Source organism: Paenibacillus sp. J22P169 (assembly GCF_059691995.1).
On record NZ_JCAUAO010000001.1, the window covers coordinates 2,637,753 to 2,660,172 of the forward strand.

Here is a 22,420-nt window from a genome sequence, read left to right on the forward strand (position 1 = left end):
CTTTTATTTGAAATATTCATATAGAAAACGCCGAAACACCTCAGCCACCAGTGGCAGCTTCACATCCTTACGACAAATCAATCCAACTGTCCTTGTAACTTGCGGATCCGTCACACGAATCTTAACAGGCTGCGTTTGACCACTTTCCAATAAAGCCATTGCTGGGAGCAAGCTGACACCCATACCCGCGGCAACAAGACCTCGAATTGTATCCGTCTCTTCACCCTCGAACTCAATCTTAGGTACGAAGCCCGCCTTGTGACAAGCCTCCATCACAATTGTACGCAGCGTATATTCTTCACTAAACATAACAAAGGGCTCATTCTTCAACTGTTCGAGCCGAATTGACGTGTAGTCTGCAAGAATATGATTGGAAGGAATAATCGCGTACAGCTCTTCCGTCAACAATATCTCACCTGTCACATGCTCGTGTGATTCTGGAAAAGGAGAAATAAAGGCAAGATCGATCTCACCTTTCGATACATCACGAATCAAAGACGTGTATGTACCTTGACGTAATCGAAACTTCACATTGGGATGATTTTTCTTAAAAGCCGCGACAACGGCTGGAAGTAAATTAATGACTAGGCTGTGCGGGAATCCAATACGAATCTCACCTGCTTCTGGATCGAGAAACTCGTGTATTTCACCCACCGCACGCTCTAAGTCCGTGAGAATGCCTTCAACCCTGCTTAGAAACAAATGCCCCACAGAGGTCAAATGTAAATTACGGCCTTTTTGAACAAATAATTCGACCCCAAGCTCCTCTTCCAGCAAATGAATTTGCCGACTAACCGCAGATTGCGCCACATGCAATTCTTCCGCCGCTTGGGTCACATGTTGCTTTCTAGCTACCTTCACAAAATATTGCAATTGTCTTAATTCCACGTGAGTAAATCCCCCGACTTCACTACTTGATGACTAAATTGACCAAACGAAACGCGTTCTTTGACTCCGATTATAGCTCTATAGCAACAATTGGACAACTTATCTGGAAAAAGCTTATAATAAGTGAGTTGTTATTTAGCATGGATAATAAAGGAGGAAAACATTCAATGGCACAAGAACGTACTGGTGTTGCTACCCTGAAAAGCAATCCTATCACTTTGGTAGGTCCCGAAATCAAAGTAGGTGACAAAGCACCTAACTTCACAGTTAACAAAGATTTGATGACACAAGTTACACTTGCTGATTACGCAGGTAAAGTAAAATTGATCTCCGTAGTTCCTTCTTTGGACACAGGCGTTTGTGATGCACAAACACGTCGTTTCAATGAAGAAGCAGCTGGCCTAGGCGACAATGTTGCTGTTCTTACAATCAGCGTTGATCTTCCTTTCGCACAAGCTCGTTGGTGCGGTGCTGCAGGCATCGACAAAGTAATCACATTGTCCGATTACAAAACAAAATCCTTTGGCGAAGCATATGGCGTACTAATTAAAGAAATCCAATTGGATATGCGTGCAATTTTCGTTATCGACGCTAATGACACTGTTCAATACGTTGAATACCTTGGCGAAATGACGGCTCACCCGAACTATGAAGCAGCTGTTGAAGCTGTTAAAAAATTAGTTTAATCCACACAAATAAAACAGCAAGGAGGCCAAGCTTCCCTGCTGTTTTTGTTATCCATCGATTTTATATGAAGCAAGCTTACGGTCTAATTGTCTATAAATATCTAATATTGTACGATAATTGGATCCAAGATCCCCCATAGAACCACGTGAAGCTGAATAAATATCAACAGCTGTTTTCACAGGATTAATGGCAAACAAGGTCAAAGTTACGTCTTGAGTTCTCCCAGTCACCGTTCTGCGCTCAGCAAGAATTTCTCCTACATTCGGGACCTCGTGTAAAAGCTTGTAACCAGGTGTTTTCTTTAATACAGCTGTTACCTCTTCCCAAACTTGCTCCTTCGGCAGCTTAAAATATCTAGTTTTAAGTAAAGGATCTCTAGCTTTTTCCCCTGTCGTTTCATGACTACGTACTAATCCGATTAAAGTTCTCTTTAGCAAAAGCCCTTTCCCCCTTCAATGAAGTGCATGTAGACCACTTGCCATTTCAACACTATTCTCTATAATACCATTGTTTAGGCTTTAGAAAAAGAGGTAAATGAAAAATCGAGGGACAACTCCCCCGATTTTTCATGAATCTATTCATTTTTATCCAAAAAAAGTACTATACAGCAGATACGCGTTTAATCCTGCGATTAAAATGGCTACAAACCAACTCAGAACGGCCATCCACTTCGGTATAACTAGCACACCCATCTTTTTACGATCCGATGTGAACGTAACGAGTGGAATTACTGCAAATGATAGTTGTAAGGATAAAATAACTTGGCTGAGAATAAGCAAATCCGTAGCTCCACTTTCCCCATAAATTCCAATCACAATAACCGCGGGTATGATAGCAATTAATCGTGTAATTAACCGGCGCAACCAAGGCGTTAATCGAATGTTAAGAAAGCCTTCCATAACGATCTGTCCGGCAAGTGTACCAGTAAGCGTCGAGTTCTGACCGGATGCCAAGAGTGCTACTGCAAATAATATACTTGCTGCTCCCGTACCTAACATGGGTCCGAGGAGATGATAAGCATCTTGAATTTCTGCTACTTCTTTTCCTGCCGAATGAAAAGCTGCCGCCGAAAGAATGAGAATCGCCGCGTTAACGAATAATGCGAGCATCAAGGCCACTGTTGTGTCAATGGTTGAGAATTTGATTGCTTCGCGTTTTCCTTCGATCGTAGGTTCAATTTGACGGGTCTGAACAATCGATGAGTGCAAATACAAATTATGCGGCATTACGGTAGCACCCAATATACCAAGTGCAATATATAACATAGCTGGATTCGTAACAATTTCAGTTGTTGGAATGAAACCTGCAGCTACAGCTGCAAATTCAGGTTGGGAGAAAATAAGCTCCATAATAAAACAAACCATAATCAGCGCAATTAAACTAATAACCATCGCTTCAATATAACGAAAGCCTTTCTTTTGAAGCATAAGCACTAAGATAACATCTAACGCAGTCAGAATCACACCATAGATAAGCGGCAACCCGAACAATAACTGCAAAGCAATTGCGGCACCGATGACTTCAGCTAGATCACAAGCAGCAATGGCAAGCTCACATAGAAACCATAGTACATAAGAAACTGGCTTGCTGTAATGATCACGGCACGCTTGCGCCAAATCTCGACCTGTCACGATGCCTAGACGACCAGATAAAGCTTGCAAGAGAATAGCCATTAGATTAGAAATTAAAATGACAGAAAGCAGTGTATAGCCGAATTGTGAACCTCCCGCCAAATCTGTTGCCCAGTTTCCTGGATCCATATAACCGACAGCGACGAGATATCCAGGTCCCACAAAGGCTAGCAGCTTTCGAAAGAAGCCCGCTTTTTTAGGTACTTTCATACTATTATGAACTTCAGGTAAACTTGGCGCGGAGGAATCTTTACGCCATCCACTAGGTTCCTGATCCGGTTTTTTCAATGCAACATCCATAGCTTAACCCTTCTTTCACAAGACCAATAATGTTGTTCTAGGGAAACTTTTAATTGAAGTATACTACATATCCTCAGCTTATGCTACAGGTAAACATTTATGTTCCAATGAAATTATTTTTCCCTGAGGAAAGTTTTTAGACAAGTTTTTACACTACACAAAAATTCAAATAAAAAAGAGCAAAAAAGAAGGATATTTAAAGGCTTGAGCGAATACATTGAATAAGTTATCTTTGTATATTCAATAAACAAACAAAGAATATCGAAGCAATAACCATACTTCATGATAAAAGGGTGATCCTCATGTCTTATTTTATGGGTTTAGATTTAGGTACTTCTGCCATTAAATGCATTCTAGTGGATGAAGCCGGCACTGTCATTGGCTCACATTCCGTTCCATATCCACTGCACCAACCTCATCCAGGTTGGGCTGAGCAGGATCCTGAAGATTGGTGGCAAGCCACCATCGCTGGTATCCGCGGACTTTTAGCGAGCACTGGCGTCGAAGCCGCAACTATCGCGGGAGTTGGCTTCTCCGGCCAGATGCACGGGTCGGTCTTCCTCGACGAGGCGCAGCAGGTCATTCGGCCTGCGCTGCTCTGGTGCGATCAGCGCACCGCGGAGCAGTGCGCTTACATCGAGGCGACCGTCGGCGAAGCCGAGCTCGGCCGCCTCACAGGCAATCGGGCGCTGACCGGCTTCACCGCGCCCAAGCTCATTTGGCTCCGGCAGCATGAGCCGGAGAACTACTCACGAGTTCGGCATCTGCTGCTGCCGAAGGATTACGTCAGGCTGCGCCTGACGGGTGCGTTCGGCATGGACATGGCCGACGCAAGCGGCACGCTGCTGCTTGATGTAGCCAATCGCAGCTGGTCCCAAACCGTCGCGGAACGGTTGGAAATCCCGCTCGAGTGGCTGCCGCCGCTCTATGAGTCCGGCGACATCGCTGGGCACCTGCTGCCTGAGGCAGCAGCGCTTACCGGCCTAGCCCCGGGCACGCCAATCGTTGTTGGCGGCGGCGACCAAGCTTGCGGCGCCGTTGGTGTTGGCGTCGTACGCCAAGGCATCGCCTCGGTGGCGCTCGGCACTTCCGGTGTCGTCTTCGTTCACGACGACACCTACCAGGCAGATGAAGCATTCAGGCTTCATTCCTTCTGTCACGGCGTGCCAGGCAAGTGGCACCGCATGGGTGTGATGCTGGCCGCTGGCGGCTCGTTCCAGTGGTGGCGCAATCACTTTGCTAGTGAAGAGCTTGAACGTGCACAGCAAGAAGGCAAAGATGTGTATGAGATTTTGACAGACGAAGCAGCTACAGCTCCACTTGGAAGCGAAGGTCTATTGTTCCTTCCTTACTTATCTGGTGAGCGGACGCCACACCCTGATCCCAAGGCACGCGGCGCTTTCATTGGACTTAACCTAAGGCACGGGAAAGCACATTTGACCCGGGCTGTACTAGAGGGCATTACCTTCGGTCTTCGCGATTCCATGGAATTAATTCGGGAGTCCGGTATTGAAGTAACAGAGCTTCGTGTTAACGGAGGAGGCGCTAGAAGTCCTTTCTGGCGTCAAATGATTGCCGACATTTTCGGAATCCCAGTGGTAACGGTCAACTCTACCGACGGACCTGCTTACGGTGCAGCGATTATGGCAGCTTCCGGCGTTACGCAAGTTGAAATCACTAAGCTATGTGAAGATTGGATTCAAGTCACAGACCGTGTAGAGCCAAATGCAGCAAACCAACAGAAGTATGAGGCCTATTACCAAGTCTATCGCAGCCTTTATCCAACACTCCAAAGCACATTCCATCAGTTAACAGATCTTGCCGAGCAAAATTAAAAAAGCGAGGTCGTTCGAAGGATATTCTTTCATATGAAATAAAAAAAAGGTTGAGCAGGTAGTACACCTGTTCAACCTCTTTTTTATTCGAAGAAACCCGCCTATGCCGTCCGGTTTTGGTGCTTCAAACCCGCTCTCGCAGGTGGGTGTCCGCAGAGGTGTATTTGAGGTCCCCTTTCGAGGGCATGTCAGCCACACTTCAATATAGGTCTCCCTAGAAACAGTCATTGGTTTAAAACAACTTAAAACCGTTACGAGCATCGCAGATTTCTTCTGTTTTCTTATTATAGATCCAACCACGCTGATAATCAACTGGTAGGATTAATCTCTAGTCTTGTCATTCTCATCTTTTTTATGCAGGCTAATCGGAGAATGGTTTTCATCAGACTCATTTACATCCGCATTTTCTTCTTCAGCCGCTTCTGCTTCAGCAAGTCTCTGCTGTTCCTTCTCTTCCAACTCCTGCTGTTTCGTCTGAAGCTTCGTAAAGCTTCTGTTAAACTGCCAGAACGAGAACGTTGCAACAATGGCTCCCATGAAGAACACAACTAAGAAGAAATTGAACTTCGTTAAACAAATATAAACAATAACACCGTTACAAATAAGTAGAACAATTGAACTGATTGGATTACCAATTGTAATTAAAATTGAATTTTTGACAATTTGAAAAATTTTCATGTGCAAGTGTACGATAATCGAGAAGAAATTAAACAAAGCAATAATCATGATGACGGTGAAGGCAATAAATAGGACCGCTAGTACCCTCAACGAACTGCCTTGCTTCAAATAGAAGAAATAGTTCACCGCAATAATGACGAAGATTAAGACAAAGAATATCCCGCCAAGCATACTTTGCAGGTAGTTATCTTTGTATCCACGGAAAAATGTTTTTAACAATGGAACATCTTCTTCTCCGGTCACCCATTTCCTAGCTACTGCAAACATAGCGGTCGTCGCGGGAAATAAAGTAAACGGTGCCAAAACTGCAAGAATCGGCAACGTAGCTTTCAACGCGTCCGGCGTTTGACTCACTAACCCCATAAAGAGGAAAAAGAATACCGGAATCGAGCAAAGCATCCAAAGCAAATTAATAACGGATAACCGCATAATCCACTCCGATATTCTGTACAGTCCTCCCATAACTCCCTTAAACTCCAAAACTGCTTCCTCCTTAGCGTTTCCTTCAGGAAACTTTCTACGTTGTTTATTACTGGCAAGACAATAAACTTGTCTTATTTGTATATGTACTTAATTATAGCCTATTTTGCATGATATAGGTAGCCGTCTAGACGTTATAGGTACTTTTACATAATATAGTATTGTCTAGTCGCACCACCCCCAAATCTTTATTCAGGAGGTTGATACTATGTCTTATCCAGTTGGAACATCCGCAGGTGCAATTTTGGTCCTCTTTATCTTGTTAGTTATCATCACTAGCTCATTTGTCCTTTAATCTATATATAAGTTGAAAAAAGGCGGAGATCCTGAGGATCTCCGCTTTTTATAGTGTAATTTTATTTGTTAACTAGTGTATCTTCACTTTTGCGCGGCGCTCTGGAGCGATCACGGTTTCCGGAGTTGTTGCTTCCGTATTCACGATTTCTTGAAGTTGAGCTGCTTCCGCCTTCTCTGTTTGAACCATAGTCTCTGCTATCCTTGCGTGGGTAACGTGAGCCACCGCTGGATGAATTGCCTGCAGAACCTGATCCACCGTATCCGCCGCCGCCTTGACGACGATCGCTTGAACCTGATCCTGAACCGTATCCACCGCCAACACGTCTACCTGAGCTGCGAACATCGAATTTTTTCTTTCTTGCACGAATCGGATCTTCTGGTGTCAGTTCGATATTTAGATCTTTCTTATCACCTGTTAGAAGCTTCATCGCTGCTGCAAGCAAGTTAACGGAATCGTATTGCTCAAGCATTTGAATTGCTAAGCCTTTAAATTCGGAATGCTCTTCTTTTTGCAGCATATCCAAAATACGCTCAGCTGTCATTTTTTGTTTACCTTCAACCGCTTCTGCTACGCTTGGCAAAGGTTTTTTGTTGATTTTATGACGTGTAACCTTCTCAATAAAGTGAAGGTGATCAATTTCTCTTGGAGTTACGAAAGTCCAAGCTGTACCTTCTTTACCTGCACGACCTGTACGGCCGATACGGTGAACGTAGCTTTCTGGATCTTGCGGAAGGTCAAAGTTAATTACGTGAGTAACGCCAGATACATCTAGTCCACGTGCAGCAACGTCTGTTGCAACTAGGACATCAATACTGCCATCACGGAATTTTCTCATTACGTTATCACGTTGATTTTGGGACAAGTCACCGTGAAGTCCTTCAGCAGCATACCCTCTTTTTTGAAGAGCTTCTGCCAATTCATCTACCCGACGCTTCGTGCGTCCGAAGATAATTGCTAGGTCTGGTGCTTCCATGTCGATCAAACGGCTAAGCGCTTCAAACTTTTGTTTTTCATGCAATTCAATGTAAGCTTGCTCGATCAAAGGAGCACTAACTTGTTTCGGGATAACCGAAACGTGTTCTGGGTTTGTAAGGAATTGTTGTGCCAATTTTTGAATGTTCGTCGGCATTGTTGCAGAGAACAACATCGTGTGGCGTTCTGCTGGAACTAGTTTGAGAATAGATTGGATATCATCCATGAAGCCCATGTCAAGCATTTCATCCGCTTCATCCAAGATAACCGTTTGAACATCATCAAGCTTGATTGTTTTGCGGTTAATATGGTCTAGAAGACGTCCAGGCGTTCCGATAATGATTTGTGGCTTCTTTTTCAAAGCGCGGATTTGTTTCACGATATCCTGTCCACCGTAAATTGGCAAAGAACGAATGCCTTTGAAACGACCGAGTTTTTCAATCTCTTCCGCAACCTGAATGGCAAGTTCCCGTGTTGGACACATGATTAAAGCCGAAATGCGCTCTTCTTTTACATTGATTTTGTTAACTAGTGGAATACCGAATGCTGCTGTTTTCCCAGTTCCTGTTTGTGCTTGCCCGATCAAATCACGGCCATCCATGGCCAATGGTATTGTTTTCTCTTGAATTGGTGTGGACTCTTCGAAGCCCATTTCCGTAATCGCACGTAGTACCGATGCGTCTAAACCAAACTCCTGAAATGTTTTCAAATAAATTCAATCTCCTTTTGTACAGGGCAGGCTAATGCCTTGTATCTTTTTTACCCTTAAGTACGACTTCCTATCCGTCTCTATAGTTTCTTGGTGGAATACACTTTCGATTCGTCATCTTCCATGATCCAACTGGCCGCCCTTAAGAACATCTAAAATATTATAGCACAGGTGATGCATACATTGCCAGTGGCTACTTTTAACGATTCGAACGAAACCGAATGAATAAGCAACTCGTATTAAAGGGGAGAACAATAAAACGGAAACGTACAGAGGAGAGTTCTTATGTCCATATTTAAACGTGTTAGCAACATTCTTCGTAGTCAAAAGCAACCACCTACAACGGCATCCCTCGGTAATCCACTTGAAGATGCGCGTGTTGGCGACATTGTCAATGTAGACTTAGAGGAATATGTGATCTCCGGTAAAGTCATTTACTTTGACCGCGGCTTTGCTCCACATCGTTATGCTTATTATCTACAAAGCGGTAAAAATATTCAGTGTTTGATTGTGGAAAAAGGCAGAACCTATGACTGCTTCCTCTGCAGCTTTATAGAAGGAGCTCTAGATGATCCAAATGACGTACCTACTCGATTAGAGCTGGACGGAGATGTCACTTTCGATCTGGAATTTCATCGCAACGATGTTTCCCGAACAGAAGGCAACACGGATTTCCGAAGCGGCGATGATATTATTTTCTGGCGATATTTCGGACCAGACCAGCGCTTCTTCTTCCTTCAATGGCAGGATGGTAAATTTGTAGCCTTAGAAGGAGAACGTACACCAGGGAATCAAATTAAATTTTTGAAATCGACGCCTTAGACAAAGCTATGTTATCATTGAATCAGTTTCGGAAGTATCGGAAAGGAGGACTACCAGACAATGAAGAGATGGACTTCATGGCTTTCCTTCATACTAATTATCGCTCTTCTTACCGCATGTGGTGCTGATGCCGGACGTTATATCAAAGATGAATATCCGTTAGTAAGCGTTGATGGCAAGGGAAGCAATATGTCCAAGGTTTATGCTGTTGAAGGCAAGAATGTGCCTACAGTTGCGAATGAACTAGCTGCCAAAGAAACCCCCAAAGAGAAGAGTAAGGAATCTGAGGACCAGATGTTCCTTGTTTATAAGGACAAGGTTATCAACATCCAGAAGGATCCCAGCGATAATAAAAATACATTAGTTCAACTCGATAGTATAGAATATGCCAAGAGCCATTATGATTCCTCATTCCTACAAGGTTATTTAACAGCCACGCTGCTGCAATCCATATTTGGTGGGGGTTGGAATAACAGAGGATATGACTACCGCGGCTACACCAAGACACCGAATTACACGTCGGGAACAGGAACAACACCGACGACAGGTTCCTCCAAGGAGACGAAGCCAACTACCTCTGATCGAACGGGAGGCTTCACGAGTGGTGCAGCGAATCCAAGCTCAGGAAGCTCCTCCTCGACGCGTAAAAATGATGGTTCGACACCGAATAAAGTAACGAAGCCAACAACGAGCAAACCAAGTACGACCAAAAAAACGGGCTCCTTTAAACGCCGATAAATAATGTCTTATGAAGCTGTTGTCCATAACTTGGACACAGCTTTTTTCATGCTCTCATCATTAATTATCCACTGGTTAAATAATGATTGCAGTTTTATAAGAATGAATTATACTTGCAATATGCTGCATACTATTCTAGAGGTGATTTGTTTTGAAAAAGGCGCTAGATGTTCTAATCATTCTAGTTGGCGCACTGCTTGTCGCAGTCGGCTTCAATATGTTCCTTATTCCCCATCAACTGCTTAGCGGGGGCGTTTCAGGAATTGCCATGATTATTGGTTATTTCACAGACTACAATATCGGATTTCTTTATTTATTATTTAACATGCCTTTAATGATCTGGGGTCTCGTTTCCATTGGAAAACGTTTTATCATGATCAGCGTGGCATCCGTTGTTCTCACAACATGGATGATGCAAATTATTCCCATGAGCTTCGTTGCTAAAGATTCGATGTTAGGCGCTGTTTTTGGCGGTGTACTTATCGGTATCGGGAGTGGGATCACACTCCGAATTGGCGGTTCCAGCGGTGGATTTGACATTGTCGGCTTGATTTTAACCCGCAAATACGACTTCCCTCTGGGCACCATCCTCTCTTCGATGAATGGTATCGTCATCGTCGCGCTCGGCTATTTTAAAGATAATTGGGACCTCGCCTTATTTTCAATGTTAGCCATTTTCATAAGCGGGAAAACTGTCGATATGATACATATCCGCCATATTAAAGTAACCGCGTTCATTGTCACGAAGCACAAGGATGCCATTATTAATAAGCTGCTCATGATCCCCAGAGGAGTGACTTTAATAAAAACGGAAGGCGCCTATACGAAACAACAGCATGATATGCTTATGACGGTTACTACGCGATATGAGCTCGTAGAATTAAAGCGAATTATTAAAGAAATTGACCCAAAAGCGTTCGTAAATATTGTGGAAACAGTAGGTGTTGTAGGGGAATTTCGAAAGCCCAAGTGATAAATCAGCCAAGTGCCCCTTTATTCCAGTTTGAATTGTGTTATAATGAATGTAATTTCATATAGTTCTGGTTTTCATCGATGGTAGGTTCAGGCGTAGTTCTTATTCTAATCTTCTGATTGGAAGGGTGATGCTTGTGGAGACAGTCAAATTATCCAGGATTGTAATGAAATTAACGCCCGAGTTGTATCCCTCTTTAACCAGCAATGAGTTGGAATCCGAGATCGTACTCCGGTTCGGTATAGAGGCACTCGCAGCGGAAGATGTCATGGAAATTATTCAATTCAGCATTTCGGAACATCATAAGGACACCCTGTACCACTGAGGGTGTCTTTTTTTGCATGCAATTTCATTGTCAATATTATTAAAATTGTAATAAATAGGCTATATGGGTTATGATAAGTCCATGATATAATGAAGCTAACCTAAATTTTACTGGAGGTGTCTGGAATGGGAGCTTTATCTCCTTGGCACATCATTCTAATTGCGATTGTTGCCCTACTTTTGTTTGGGCCGAATAAACTGCCTGAGCTTGGTCGAGGTTTTGGCAAAATGTTCCGCGAGTTCAAAGATGCAACAAATGGAAACGGCAGCAACTCATCCACGGATGATCAACCTACGATCGCACGGAAAGAAATTAACCCTGAAGTATCCAAAAGTGAATCAGGACAAGTAAATAAGTAAGTCCAAGCACCTGGAGGCCTAGCTTCTGGGTGTTTTTCATTTTGTCCTACTCAAGACTGTGTTCCTCATATGCCAAATTACTCATACAAGCTTCTACAAAAGCCTACAAATTTCCTCTGTGCGTAGTTTCCCGCTTGCCTTATAATGAAGCTAGAAACATGGATTGGAGTGGACTTATACATCATGGAAATATTACTTGCTTCACTTGCCCTCATCATGGGCAATATTACGGCCGCTAACCCGGATGCCAGCTTTGAACAGCTTGTGCAGGCATCACTCGATGCGAAGAATGCAGTAGCTATCGTTCAACCAGCAACGCCTACTACACCAACGGACGTAACGGATCCACTCGCACCTATCAACAAGCAAGATCCACAGAAGGATGCCCCTGTTGTGAAAGGAATCTACTCCACTGCTCATAGTGCAGGCGGCGCACGACTCAATACGCTTGTAAAGCTACTTGATGATACCGATTTGAATGCCATGGTTATCGATGTAAAAGATGATTGGGGCTATATCACATGGGAAACAGGTAATCCTGAGCTTGATGCGATGGGAACTACACAGAAAATTATTGGCAATATGCCAGGCTTGATGACAACACTTCAAGAACATAACATTTATCCAATTGCACGTATCGTCGTCTTCAAAGACACGGTTCTTGCCAAGAAGAAACCGGAATTATCTTTCATTAATCCAGATGGCACATTGTGGGGGAATGGAAAGAACCCTCCTGATAGCTTCGTTAATCCTTACAACAAAGAAGTATGGGACTACAATATTGCTGTTGCCAAAGAAGCTGTCAAAGCAGGCTTCAAAGAAATTCAATTCGATTATGTCCGATTCCCAGAAGGCTTCGAGAAAAGAGCAGACATTCTGAAGTATACCAAGGATGAGCGTTCACGGATTGATGCTGTCTCCTCTTTCGTGAAATATGCGAGAGAACAATTAACACCGTTAGGTGTTCGCGTGTCTGTTGATATATTTGGTTATGCGGCTTCTGTTCCAGCTGCCGAAGGTATTGGTCAAGATTTCGAGAAAATCTCACAGAATGTTGACGTTATTGCTCCGATGATTTATCCGAGTCATTACAGCACGGGCTGGTTCGGTTCCAAAGTGCCTGATGCAGCACCTTACGCCACCATCAATGGCGCCTCCAAGGATACGATTAAGAAGCTTGAAGAGATTGATAAGAAGGGCTGGAAGCCGGTTGTCCGTCCTTGGATACAGGACTTCACCGCATCATGGGTGCCAGGCTATATCAAATACGGCAAGCATGAGTTAGACGAACAAATTCGCGCTTTGAAAGATAATGGCATTAACGAGTATCTGCTGTGGAATGCCAACAATAACTATACGGCTAACGTAAGCTATTAAAAGCTTTTAAAAGTCGAAAATGTAAATACCCTGAGGGCTAATGAGCTCTCAGGGTATTTTGACTTAGCATAGGAGTTTACTTTCGCTTTCCATTTCATTTATCATTGTAGGTATTCATTTCGAAAAATTAGTAAGGATGTGATGACGTGCTGAAAATAGTAGCCGTAACAGGTATGAATTTAACTTCTATGCAAGAGCAAATGCCGCAAGACTTGAAGGAACGCTCCGAGTTTCATTGGTTTTCTTCTTCAAAGGATGCCGGCGACCTAATTCCTGATGCTGATGTGATCATCTCAGCAGGTCGATTGCACCCTGACATTGTCAGTCGAGCCAAGAGGTTGAAATGGGTGCAAACTTTATCCGCTGGCGTCGATAAGTTGCCTCTTACAGAGCTCGATCAACGTCAAGTGATTGTCACGAATGCCAGGGGTGTTCACACCATTCAAATGAGTGAATTCGCGCTGAGTCTTATGCTGCAATGGGTTCGGAAAGCTAATTTACTCCATGATAATCAGCAGCAACACGTGTGGGACAATCAAGTTCGCTTTGGTGAATTGCACGGTAAAACGATTGGCATTATCGGGGCTGGGGCCATCGGCGAAGCCGTTGCTCGCAAAGCCAAAGCGTTCGATATGTCGGTCATCGGCCTCAATCGTTCAGGGACACCACAAGCTGCCTTCGATACGACTGTTCACGGTGAAGATGGGCTTCAGCTGCTGCTTTCACAAAGCGATTTCATCGTTGTACTGCTTCCAAGTACGGTGAAAACGCGAGGCTTCTTGCAAAAAGAGCACCTAGCGCTTATGAAGCCGAATGCCTTTTTCATTAATTTGGCTCGCGGGGATGTCCTCGATGAAGAAGCATTGATCCAAGCTTTGCAAGAAGGTAAGCTTGCTGGTGCAGCGTTGGATGTTTTTGCACAAGAGCCGTTACCTGCCACTTCACAACTATGGGACATGAAGAATGTGATCCTCACCCCTCATATCGCAGGGTCATCCGAGCATTATACGGATCGTGTATCCTCGATCTTCTATCACAATTTGCGCGCGATGCTCGATGGTGGGGATATGATCAATGTCGTGGACTTAGCAGAAGGTTATTAGAACGAATGAGAAAAGCACCTTATCCGACTGTACTACTTAGGATAAGGTGCTTTTCATTTATGGAGCCGTAATTGCATCGATTCCCCGCATATACGGTCGAAGTGCAGGAGGTAGATAAATCGAGCCATCCGCCTGTTGATGATTTTCAAGCAAAGGAATTAGGATACGCGGCGATGCAACGGCTGTATTGTTAAGCGTGTAGCAATAGCGCAACTCGCCTTCTTTATCCCGATAACGCAGATTGCTCCGTCTTGCTTGAAAATCAAGCAGGCTCGACGACGAATGTGTTTCGCCATAAGCTCCGCGGCTTGGCATCCAAGTTTCAATATCGAATTGCTTGTAGTTTTTGGCACCCATATCACCCGAACATACCGCGACAACTCGATACGGTAGTTCCAGAAGAGCAAGTAAATCTTCGGCATTTTGTGTAATCTGCTGCAGCATGCGATCAGCCACCTCTGCGCTATTCTCGCAAAGGATCACTTGTTCCACTTTCGCGAATTGGTGAACGCGATATAGTCCCCTTACGTCTCTGCCTGCCGAACCCGCTTCTTTCCGAAAGCAATTCGACACCGCGGCTAACTGAATCGGTCCCTCCGCTAGATCGACAATCTCTCCAGCATAATACGAAATCAATGGACCTTCCGAAGTTCCTACTAACCAGGCATTGTCATCATGAAGCTCGTAGGTCTGATCTTTGCCTGCCGGAAAGAAGGCAGCGTTCAGCAGAGTTTCCTCCCGCACCATTAGCGGTACATCCATCACAGTGAAACCGCGATCTGTTAACAAGTCTATGGCGAGCTGCTGAACAGCTCTGTGCAAATATAGCCCCATCCCTTTGAGATAGTAATTTCGGCTGCCAGCAACCTTGACGCCCCGAGCGACATCGATCATGTTTAGCGCCTCACCCAACTGCAAATGATCTTTCATCTCGAATTCAAAAGTGGGCTTTTCCCCAACGACCTTCAGTTCTACGTTCTCCTGATCGCTCGCACCTATTGGCGTATCCAGCGAGGCTAGATTCGGTATCTTCATCATGAGCGCCTTGAACCTTTGTTCATACTCATTCAATTCCGCTTCCAATACCGCTAAGCTCTGATTCCAGCCACGAACTTGCTCTTTTAAGCTTTCTGCCTCAAGAGCCTTCTTCTGCGACATATAGGTAGCAATCTGCTCCGATGCTCGATTGCGCTCAGCTCGAAGTTGATCCACTTGCCCTAATAATTCTCTTTTCTTCTCATCGACGATGAGCAGTTCATCAACATGGCATGCTACCCCTTTTCGAGTAGCCGCTGTTTTCACTTGCTCTTGATTGTTACGAATCCATTTCATATCCAGCATTTCCCGTCACCGCTTCCTCTTCGAATGTGTGAAAAAGACAAAGAACGCCCTCAGTCCGATTGGGACGAGGAGCGTTCTGCTCGCGGTGCCACCCAACTTGATGATGACATGATCTGTCATTCATCCGCTTGGTTCCGCGATAACGGGCGGTGCCGGTTTATTTAGAGAAAGACCCTAAGATCTTTCCGATCATGAACGTCTCCGAGTTGGATGCTCTTCATAGACATGATGTCGATGTATACGTTGTTCGCTATTATAGCTGAATTATGAATGAAGATCAATACTCATTCACGAATTTAGGCTTATTGTGACAAACGGCTAGCCAATTCATAAAGCTCCATGTTAAAGGTACGTTTCGTGTTCACAACAAGATCGATATCTGTTGCCACAAGCTCACCTTTGATGATGCCGCAAGCTTTGGAAGAATCACCCTCCATGAGTTTACGAACAGCAAAATCACCTAAACGGCTTGCCAAAATACGGTCGTTGTGCGTAGGCGCACCTCCGCGTTGAATATGACCAAGCACGGTAACACGTGGCTCAATGCCGTTCGTTTCCGTGATCTTCTTAGCAATACCCTCGCCAGTTCCTGCTCCTTCAGCTACAAGGATAATACTATGACGCTTACCATGGTTGAAGTTATCCTTCATGCGGTTAGCGACTTCCGTAATATCAACATGCACTTCTGGTACAATAATGGTTTCAGCACCACTTGCTAGTCCCGCATACAGGGCAATTTCACCACAATGACGTCCCATAACCTCGACAACCGATGAACGCTCATGTGATGTCATGGTATCACGCAGTTTATTAATCGCATCCACGACAATGCTAACCGCTGTATCAAAACCGATTGTAAAGTCAGTGAACGGGATATCGTTATCAATCGTACCCGGTAGACCCATCGTTTTGATACCTAACTTACTAAGCTTGTTCGCCCCTTGGTATGAACCGTCCCCACCAATAACTACCAAGCCATCAATTCCGCGTTTGCGCAAGTTCTCAGCGCCCATTTGTTGACCTTCTGGCGTCATAAACTCTTTACAACGAGCCGTTTGAAGGATCGTACCTCCACGTTGAATGATGTCACCTACACTGCGCAAGTCCATTTTACGAATATCATCGTTAATGAGACCTTGATAACCACGTTGAACGGCATACACTTCGAGCCCATGGTATAATGCACTTCGAACAACCGCTCGAACAGCTGCATTCATCCCCTGAGAATCTCCTCCACTAGTTAAAACCGCAATTGATTTTACTGCTGACATTTTAATTTCCTCCTTCATAATTCTTGTGAATGACATTCATGATGTCGTACGGATGTACATGCTATTTATCCAGAAAAAGAGCCTTGTAAGAGGACTATTTTTCATCAGACGCTTTGAAATTTTCTTCACTTGGTGTTGACTGTTGACCTTAGGGTCAGATAAATAGAGAGCAAGCAAACCTTCGATTATCATACGATGAAATCTCGGATGTTCCAAGAACAAAATTTTAGATCTCGCCTCTTCAACAATGAAAGCGATTCGCTCCACGGTTGTATCTAACGAGTCATAGTAAGTACAGAAATTCAGGTCTCCACCTTCACTATCTTCTTCCTGATCTATCAAATAATCAAGCAGGATATGAAGTCCACACACATAAGGGAAATAAGCTTCCCGAATAGCATCCACCTGCTTGTCCGTCAGAACGGGGTCACATGCAGCCAAAAATAACATGAACATGCCTAATGTTGAGCCTGTTGCGGCGGCAAACTCATTCCAATCAATCTGGCGATACTTATGGTGATGGTTATCCCACCATTGATGCAGCTGAGGCTCACGCAAATCCTTACGGATATGCTTGTACACCTGCAAATCACAGTATAAGCCTACGAATTCTTTGACTTGATCAGCTACTTTCACATACGAGGGCATCTGGCTGATCGACGTCTGACATTGCTGAACAAGATCTGATAAATAACCGCCATCATCTTTCTCGGCTCTAAACGCATAGTAATCCTGCTGAGGCTTCGCAGGATCAACCGCATCCAGCATCGATTGGTGCAATTGCCGGAAATCCAATGGATCTAGCGAGGTGCTGCGATCACATAAATTATCTAAGTAATCGCTAATCGACTGGAATGCGACAATTAGCGGGATCAGCACATGACGCATCGATAAATGAGCAGCTGCATAAACAGCTCCTCCTTGGCAATGGAATTGCTTAGTGGTAATGCTGGCTAGTGCCTGGGTACGCAGCTCTTCATCAGGAATATTCGCTGCTTTGGTTTTCCATAAGGTCAATTGTTCATTGACTGCTGGCAAAATATAGCGATATACACTGATCATTAATCGGACGGGGCCTTGCGGAACTTTTGCATGGCTCCTAATCCTACTTCTGGCCAATGGCTTCAAGTAAACTTCCTCCACAACTTTGTTCATAGCAGAATTGAAGTAACAACTGCATTTCAGATCGCTGTATTTGGCGAAGCCAACTGTCTACGGTTGGATTCTGCACAAGCGACACCTGAATTTCAATCACATCAATAAATACATATGGATTCCAAACTGGCGATGTTACAAGTACTTCAAGCTTATGGCGAAGAGCTTCATTTTCCAATTCAATGAAGTCCTTGAGCGATAGATTATCTCTAACAAATTGGATTAAATTAGAAAAAATAGGATGATGACCAACATCATTAAACCAGTATTTCGCATTGCTATAGTCGCCTTCCATCCGATGCATGAGCGCATGCCAGTAGCTTCCCGTAGCATTCGTAATCTCCTGCGCAATATCGTGCGATTTATCGAGACTTTCATTTAGAAGAAAGAGTCCTGCTTTGATAGCTAAACCATAGGGCAGCTGCTCAGGGCTGCCTTCCGTAATCAACGAAGTCGAGAGCGCTTCAATCCGTGCATCCATCGCAACATCCCACTCTTCAATTGGATAAAGTGCCGGGAGATGCTCTAGAAGTGGTTTCGCTATCGTTCCAAGCCAGTTATTCCCATCCTTATTGCTATGCATGCAGTCATTCTCCCTTCGTTGACAACCATTAATGGTGGGTTTTTGATTCCAAATCCTGATTCGTACGGAACCAGAGATGAAGATCATTTATGATTGAAGCCAAGTCAGCAATATCGGAATTTAAACGGCAAGAGGTTACAAAATCGTCTTCCTTATCGAGTCTATTTTGCTTTTCTATGATTTGTGCTTCCAATTTGATAATCCTATCCGGGATAACGCCTCGAATTTGTTCCCACTGAAGTAAGAGATCTATGCGAACGGCAGCATCATACATGTCCCATTCCAATTCCAGAACGGGAATCGCAATGCCGAGCCTTTCATCATACTGAAAATAGCTGTTCATTCTTCTATACCTCCTTGCAGGCAAAACTGTCTGTCTTGTTCAAGAAACATTCTACCTTTAAATGTATCACTTCAAACCTTGGGTTTCCAGTTAAAATTGTATGTCATCCTGATTTCATTTTCTGATATACTTAAGAAATGTTTTGCAAAACGCGAAGGAGTGCGATTTGGATGAATGCTAAGACATTAAAGGAAACCATCACATGGAAACAGCTCATCTCCTTTTTCCTCCCCCTCGGACTTTCTGCAACGCTCGTAACCCTCTCCCATGTTATTATTAATAGCACTTTGGCTAGGGCTGATAACCCTGAGCTCGTCATTGCCACTTATGCTATACCCCTAAGTTTACTAGGATTGACGGAAAGACCCGTTGTATTGCTACGACAAGCGTGCTCTGCACTCGTGAGGGACAGGGTTTCGTTCCGAGCTATGAGCGTTGTCAGCTCTTATGTATTTGCCTGTATTATTCTGCTTGGTCTCATACTTTGCTACACACCGGTTGGCGAATGGGTGTTTCTTTATTTTTTCGGGGTAGAACGCGAAATACTAGCCTCAACCTTAAGTGTGTATCGCATTCTCATGTACGTTAGCATTTTCTCCGGTCTCCGATGTTTATTTCACGGGATTATTATATTTAATATGCGGACCAAGTGGCTAACCATCGGTATGGGCGTTCGAATCATCGCGATGTACCTCTTATCGTTATATTTCATTACAACAGATAACGTCTCCAGCGGTAAAGTCGGCGCCATTATTTTCCTTGTCGGTATGATTATCGAGGCCACAATTGCCATTTGGGAAGGTACAAGCTTGCTGAAGCGAGTCATTCCCGAAAAAGCACCTAATCATCCAATTGAAACGAAGCAGCAAATCTTCAGCTTCTATAAACCGCTCTTATATTCATCCGTTATTGCTGTAATTATCGGACCTTCTATTAATGCGATGTTAGGCAAAACAACACATATCCATCTAGCGATCTCTTCCTTTGCGATTGCTGGATCCTTAACGCAATTGGTGATGAGTTTCTTCTCGTACATACATCAAATCGTCCTGAATTTCTATCGGAAAGATGCAGAACGCGTGAAAAAATTCATTCTTATATTAAGCTTCATTCCAGGAACACTCATTGCAATCATGGCCTATACACCGATTGGTCCCTGGTTTATGACGCATGTCATGGGTGTGAATGCTGAGCTGAGACAAGCCAGCTTGAGTGCAATGCGTATTTTTATGATCATGACGATTGTATTCCCATGGCTTGATTATATGAATGGAATTATTATGCTGCGCGGCCAAACAAAAATCATGGTTTTCTCGCAATCTGCGAATGCTACTATTACGGTATTAACTTTATTCGTTGCCATTGCAACGGTTCCTGGCTGGAATGGGATGATTGGCGCACTTGCGCAATCGGTAGGCATGCTGGCTGAACTTCTTGTTGTCATCTATGTGCTCAAACGAACAGCCGATGTACAGCAGCCTAGTCTACCTCAAGAAAATATGTAACGAAATGGTGATGATTACCTTGTCTAACTCAAATGCTATAGATCGGAACGACCGATTGCTTAAAATGTTTACACTCTCTTTTTTTATGACGATGGGGATTGTAGTTACCTTTTTTCCCCTGTATTTCGATTATAAAGGATATTCTAAAATCCAAATCGGCTTGCTCTATGCCATTGGTCCGTTGATCGGTATTGCAACCAATTTACTCTGGGGCTTCTTGAGTGATCGGTTTCAAACGGTAAAAAAAATCATGATCATTCTGATCCTCGGTCAACTTCTGACAGCTATTATGGTATTTACTGCAGGGTGGTTCTCCCTGTTATATGTCTGCTTAGCAGCGTTTTTCTTCTTCCAGCAACCGGTTAACTCCTTGAATGATAGCCAAGTCATGCTGCATATTCGCTCTAGCGGAAAAAGTTATGCTTCCTTCCGCGCGTATGGCTCCATTGGTTTCGCGCTTTCTGCTGGAGGGTTCGGCTTACTATTGCGTGCTTATGGAACAGGACTAACACCTGTCCTTCTTTTCATAACGATCAGCTGTACATTAATCATTCTACTTCTGCTGAAAGATACACGCCAAGGCGGTAAGAAGATGGCCTTCGGCGGTATGGTTAACATTATTCGATCCAAAAAATTCATCTGGTTTCTTGTACTCGTGATCATCATGTCCGTTTCCCATCGCTTCAATGATGGTTTCTTAGCACTCTATATGCGTCAGCTAGGCGCTTCTGATTCGCTGATCGGCTATGCTTGGATGACATCAGCGCTAAGCGAAATCCCCGTATTTTTCTATCTAAGCAAGCACGGGCATCGCTTCAAGGAACTGCCTTTACTTGCTTTTGCGGGTGTGATTTACGCATTCCGTTTCGTGATGATGAGCTTCATCCAAGATCCAACTTGGATCATCGGCATCCAGCTTCTACACAGCTTAACTTTCGGTGTTTTCTTATTTACAGCGAATCGTTATTTGAGCCAGATTATTCCGGATGAATACCGCTCCTCTGGGCAGGCCATTTTCGCTGTCGCATGGTCGAGTATTGCTGGTTTGATCAGTGGAACAGCGGGTGGTTGGATCTATAACGCAACAAGTGGCAGTACGGTTTATCTCATAGCCGCTTGCTTATCAACTACGTCTGCTATTGGTTTTCTGTGCACCTACCTTTTTCAGAAGAATGAAGATGCCCTTCCTAGTCGATGATACAAGAGTACGTCACTGGCATAGCTTTAACAGATTAACTGTCGCGGTAGTTGTACTCCTAGCCTATCTCCCCTATAATAAGGATATAGTCTTAGTACCAAGTAATAAATTACATGGAATAATATGAGCAGCAAAGGTAGGTACACATTTAATATGAAGTATGAAGAATTCAAAACCATCGTTCTAGATCGACGCAGCATTCGTAACTTTACAGAGCAAGAAGTCGCAGTTGAAGATATTCGTGAAATTATAGACTGTGCGCGGTATGCTCCTAGTGATACGAATTCACAAACGTGGAAATTCATCGCCATTCGAAATACAGAAAAGATTAAACATATCGAGCAATTAACTTGGGATCAACTTCACTTGCGTGCCGCGGCAGCAGAGGAGAAGGGACTATCTAGAGAAGCTCGCATGCTCGTAAGATCTTTCGGACCTTACGCGACAGCCTTCTCGGATGCGCCTGTTCTCATCATTTGCTTGGCGACACCATATGAATCCAAGTTCCGCGATCGTATATTCGACCCTATTCAATTAGTCGATGATCATGTATGGGCTGAAGAAGGCATCAAGAGTTCCTGCCTTGCTTCACAGAACTTGATGCTTGCCGCACATGCGAGAGGATTAGCAACCTGTCCGATGACAGGCCCAGTTCTGCTCGCACAGGACCAAATCCGTGCTTATCTTGAGATTCCAGCAGAATATCAAATTAACATGGTGATTTCCCTTGGCTATCCGAAGGAACGACCTGGTAAGATGGCACGTAAAGAAGTAGACGATATTCTTCAAATTATCGACTAACAAGTAGGAGCTGTCCGCAACATGCGGGCAGCTCCTTTTTACACTTAA

23 protein-coding genes and 1 other RNA gene are annotated in these 22,420 nt (G+C 44.0%); 13 read left to right on the forward strand and 11 right to left on the reverse strand.

Translation table 11 applies throughout. The features are described 5' to 3' along the window. Window positions 1-3: 3 nt before the first annotated feature. Window positions 4-888, reverse strand: coding sequence for a glutamate biosynthesis transcriptional regulator GltC (gltC, locus tag AC58QG_RS12075; protein WP_497362283.1), 885 nt, complete (start codon window positions 886-888; stop codon window positions 4-6). A 167-nt stretch (window positions 889-1,055) separates the two neighbouring features. On the opposite strand from gltC, the gene tpx reads away from it, so the two are divergent. Next, window positions 1,056-1,574 (forward strand): thiol peroxidase, encoded by a 519-nt coding sequence (gene tpx / locus AC58QG_RS12080; protein WP_497362284.1) that lies wholly within the window; start codon window positions 1,056-1,058, stop codon window positions 1,572-1,574. Window positions 1,575-1,622: 48 nt separating this feature from the next. Here tpx and AC58QG_RS12085 read toward each other — a convergent pair whose 3' ends face one another. Both AC58QG_RS12085 and AC58QG_RS12090 read right to left on the reverse strand, forming a co-directional pair. After that, window positions 1,623-2,012 (reverse strand): DUF1499 domain-containing protein, encoded by a 390-nt coding sequence (locus AC58QG_RS12085; RefSeq protein WP_497362285.1) that lies wholly within the window; start codon window positions 2,010-2,012, stop codon window positions 1,623-1,625. Window positions 2,013-2,159: 147 nt separating this feature from the next. Then, window positions 2,160-3,506 carry an Nramp family divalent metal transporter gene (locus AC58QG_RS12090; RefSeq protein WP_497362286.1) on the reverse strand — a complete coding sequence of 449 codons (1,347 nt, stop codon included), beginning with the start codon at window positions 3,504-3,506 and terminating at the stop codon, window positions 2,160-2,162. 302 nt (window positions 3,507-3,808) lie between these two features. Between AC58QG_RS12090 and xylB the strand changes: the two genes are divergently transcribed. Continuing rightward, on the forward strand, window positions 3,809-5,341 hold the full coding sequence (xylB, locus tag AC58QG_RS12095) for a xylulokinase (protein WP_497362287.1): 1,533 nt from the start codon (window positions 3,809-3,811) through the stop codon (window positions 5,339-5,341). A 90-nt stretch (window positions 5,342-5,431) separates the two neighbouring features. Here the strand turns inward: xylB and ssrS are convergent. After that, window positions 5,432-5,613, reverse strand: a non-coding RNA gene (gene ssrS, locus AC58QG_RS12100) — 6S RNA. Window positions 5,614-5,662: 49 nt separating this feature from the next. Next, window positions 5,663-6,499 (reverse strand): YesL family protein, encoded by an 837-nt coding sequence (locus AC58QG_RS12105; RefSeq protein ID WP_497362288.1) that lies wholly within the window; start codon window positions 6,497-6,499, stop codon window positions 5,663-5,665. 208 nt (window positions 6,500-6,707) lie between these two features. Here AC58QG_RS12105 and AC58QG_RS12110 point away from each other — a divergent pair, with 208 nt between their 5' ends. Next, on the forward strand, window positions 6,708-6,794 hold the full coding sequence (locus tag AC58QG_RS12110) for a YjcZ family sporulation protein (protein ID WP_246320394.1): 87 nt from the start codon (window positions 6,708-6,710) through the stop codon (window positions 6,792-6,794). A 61-nt stretch (window positions 6,795-6,855) separates the two neighbouring features. Here the strand turns inward: AC58QG_RS12110 and cshA are convergent, their stop codons facing one another. Further along, complete coding sequence (gene cshA / locus AC58QG_RS12115) at window positions 6,856-8,478, reverse strand: degradosome RNA helicase CshA (protein WP_497362289.1); 1,623 nt, start codon at window positions 8,476-8,478, stop codon at window positions 6,856-6,858. Window positions 8,479-8,763: 285 nt separating this feature from the next. Here cshA and AC58QG_RS12120 point away from each other — a divergent pair, with 285 nt between their 5' ends. The 7 genes from AC58QG_RS12120 to AC58QG_RS12150 all read left to right on the forward strand — a co-directional run bounded on the left by AC58QG_RS12120 (window position 8,764) and on the right by AC58QG_RS12150 (window position 14,175). After that, a complete protein-coding gene (locus tag AC58QG_RS12120) occupies window positions 8,764-9,300 on the forward strand; it encodes a DUF4178 domain-containing protein (protein ID WP_497362290.1) in 537 nt (178 codons plus the stop codon). Between the two features lie 60 nt (window positions 9,301-9,360). Continuing rightward, window positions 9,361-10,038, forward strand: a complete 678-nt coding sequence (locus AC58QG_RS12125) for a DUF4247 domain-containing protein (RefSeq protein WP_497362291.1) — start codon at window positions 9,361-9,363, stop codon at window positions 10,036-10,038. A gap of 151 nt (window positions 10,039-10,189) precedes the next feature. Next, window positions 10,190-11,011 (forward strand): YitT family protein, encoded by an 822-nt coding sequence (locus AC58QG_RS12130; protein ID WP_497362292.1) that lies wholly within the window; start codon window positions 10,190-10,192, stop codon window positions 11,009-11,011. A gap of 130 nt (window positions 11,012-11,141) precedes the next feature. After that, entirely contained in the window at window positions 11,142-11,336 is a 195-nt protein-coding gene (locus tag AC58QG_RS12135; protein WP_056616326.1) for a hypothetical protein, read from the forward strand. Between the two features lie 125 nt (window positions 11,337-11,461). Further along, entirely contained in the window at window positions 11,462-11,695 is a 234-nt protein-coding gene (locus AC58QG_RS12140; RefSeq protein ID WP_497362293.1) for a Sec-independent protein translocase subunit TatA/TatB, read from the forward strand. A 183-nt stretch (window positions 11,696-11,878) separates the two neighbouring features. After that, window positions 11,879-13,072, forward strand: a complete 1,194-nt coding sequence (locus AC58QG_RS12145; protein WP_497362294.1) for a putative glycoside hydrolase — start codon at window positions 11,879-11,881, stop codon at window positions 13,070-13,072. A 146-nt stretch (window positions 13,073-13,218) separates the two neighbouring features. Next, complete coding sequence (locus tag AC58QG_RS12150) at window positions 13,219-14,175, forward strand: D-2-hydroxyacid dehydrogenase (protein WP_497362295.1); 957 nt, start codon at window positions 13,219-13,221, stop codon at window positions 14,173-14,175. A gap of 57 nt (window positions 14,176-14,232) precedes the next feature. Here AC58QG_RS12150 and serS read toward each other — a convergent pair whose 3' ends face one another. From serS to AC58QG_RS12175, 5 genes are all read right to left on the reverse strand, one after another. Next, a complete protein-coding gene (serS, locus tag AC58QG_RS12155; protein ID WP_497362296.1) occupies window positions 14,233-15,516 on the reverse strand; it encodes a serine--tRNA ligase in 1,284 nt (427 codons plus the stop codon). A 302-nt stretch (window positions 15,517-15,818) separates the two neighbouring features. Then, a complete protein-coding gene (gene pfkA, locus AC58QG_RS12160; protein WP_497362297.1) occupies window positions 15,819-16,787 on the reverse strand; it encodes a 6-phosphofructokinase in 969 nt (322 codons plus the stop codon). Between the two features lie 36 nt (window positions 16,788-16,823). Continuing rightward, complete coding sequence (locus AC58QG_RS12165) at window positions 16,824-17,849, reverse strand: tetraprenyl-beta-curcumene synthase family protein (protein ID WP_497362844.1); 1,026 nt, start codon at window positions 17,847-17,849, stop codon at window positions 16,824-16,826. 43 nt (window positions 17,850-17,892) lie between these two features. Next, entirely contained in the window at window positions 17,893-18,525 is a 633-nt protein-coding gene (locus tag AC58QG_RS12170; protein ID WP_497362298.1) for a hypothetical protein, read from the reverse strand. A gap of 28 nt (window positions 18,526-18,553) precedes the next feature. Next, a complete protein-coding gene (locus AC58QG_RS12175; protein ID WP_497362299.1) occupies window positions 18,554-18,868 on the reverse strand; it encodes a hypothetical protein in 315 nt (104 codons plus the stop codon). 170 nt (window positions 18,869-19,038) lie between these two features. Between AC58QG_RS12175 and AC58QG_RS12180 the strand changes: the two genes are divergently transcribed. The 3 genes from AC58QG_RS12180 to AC58QG_RS12190 all read left to right on the forward strand — a co-directional run bounded on the left by AC58QG_RS12180 (window position 19,039) and on the right by AC58QG_RS12190 (window position 22,372). After that, window positions 19,039-20,373 (forward strand): multi antimicrobial extrusion protein MatE, encoded by a 1,335-nt coding sequence (locus AC58QG_RS12180; RefSeq protein ID WP_497362300.1) that lies wholly within the window; start codon window positions 19,039-19,041, stop codon window positions 20,371-20,373. A gap of 19 nt (window positions 20,374-20,392) precedes the next feature. Next, window positions 20,393-21,571 carry an MFS transporter gene (locus tag AC58QG_RS12185; RefSeq protein WP_497362301.1) on the forward strand — a complete coding sequence of 393 codons (1,179 nt, stop codon included), beginning with the start codon at window positions 20,393-20,395 and terminating at the stop codon, window positions 21,569-21,571. A gap of 153 nt (window positions 21,572-21,724) precedes the next feature. Further along, window positions 21,725-22,372 carry a nitroreductase family protein gene (locus AC58QG_RS12190; protein WP_497362302.1) on the forward strand — a complete coding sequence of 216 codons (648 nt, stop codon included), beginning with the start codon at window positions 21,725-21,727 and terminating at the stop codon, window positions 22,370-22,372. Window positions 22,373-22,420 lie beyond the last annotated feature (48 nt).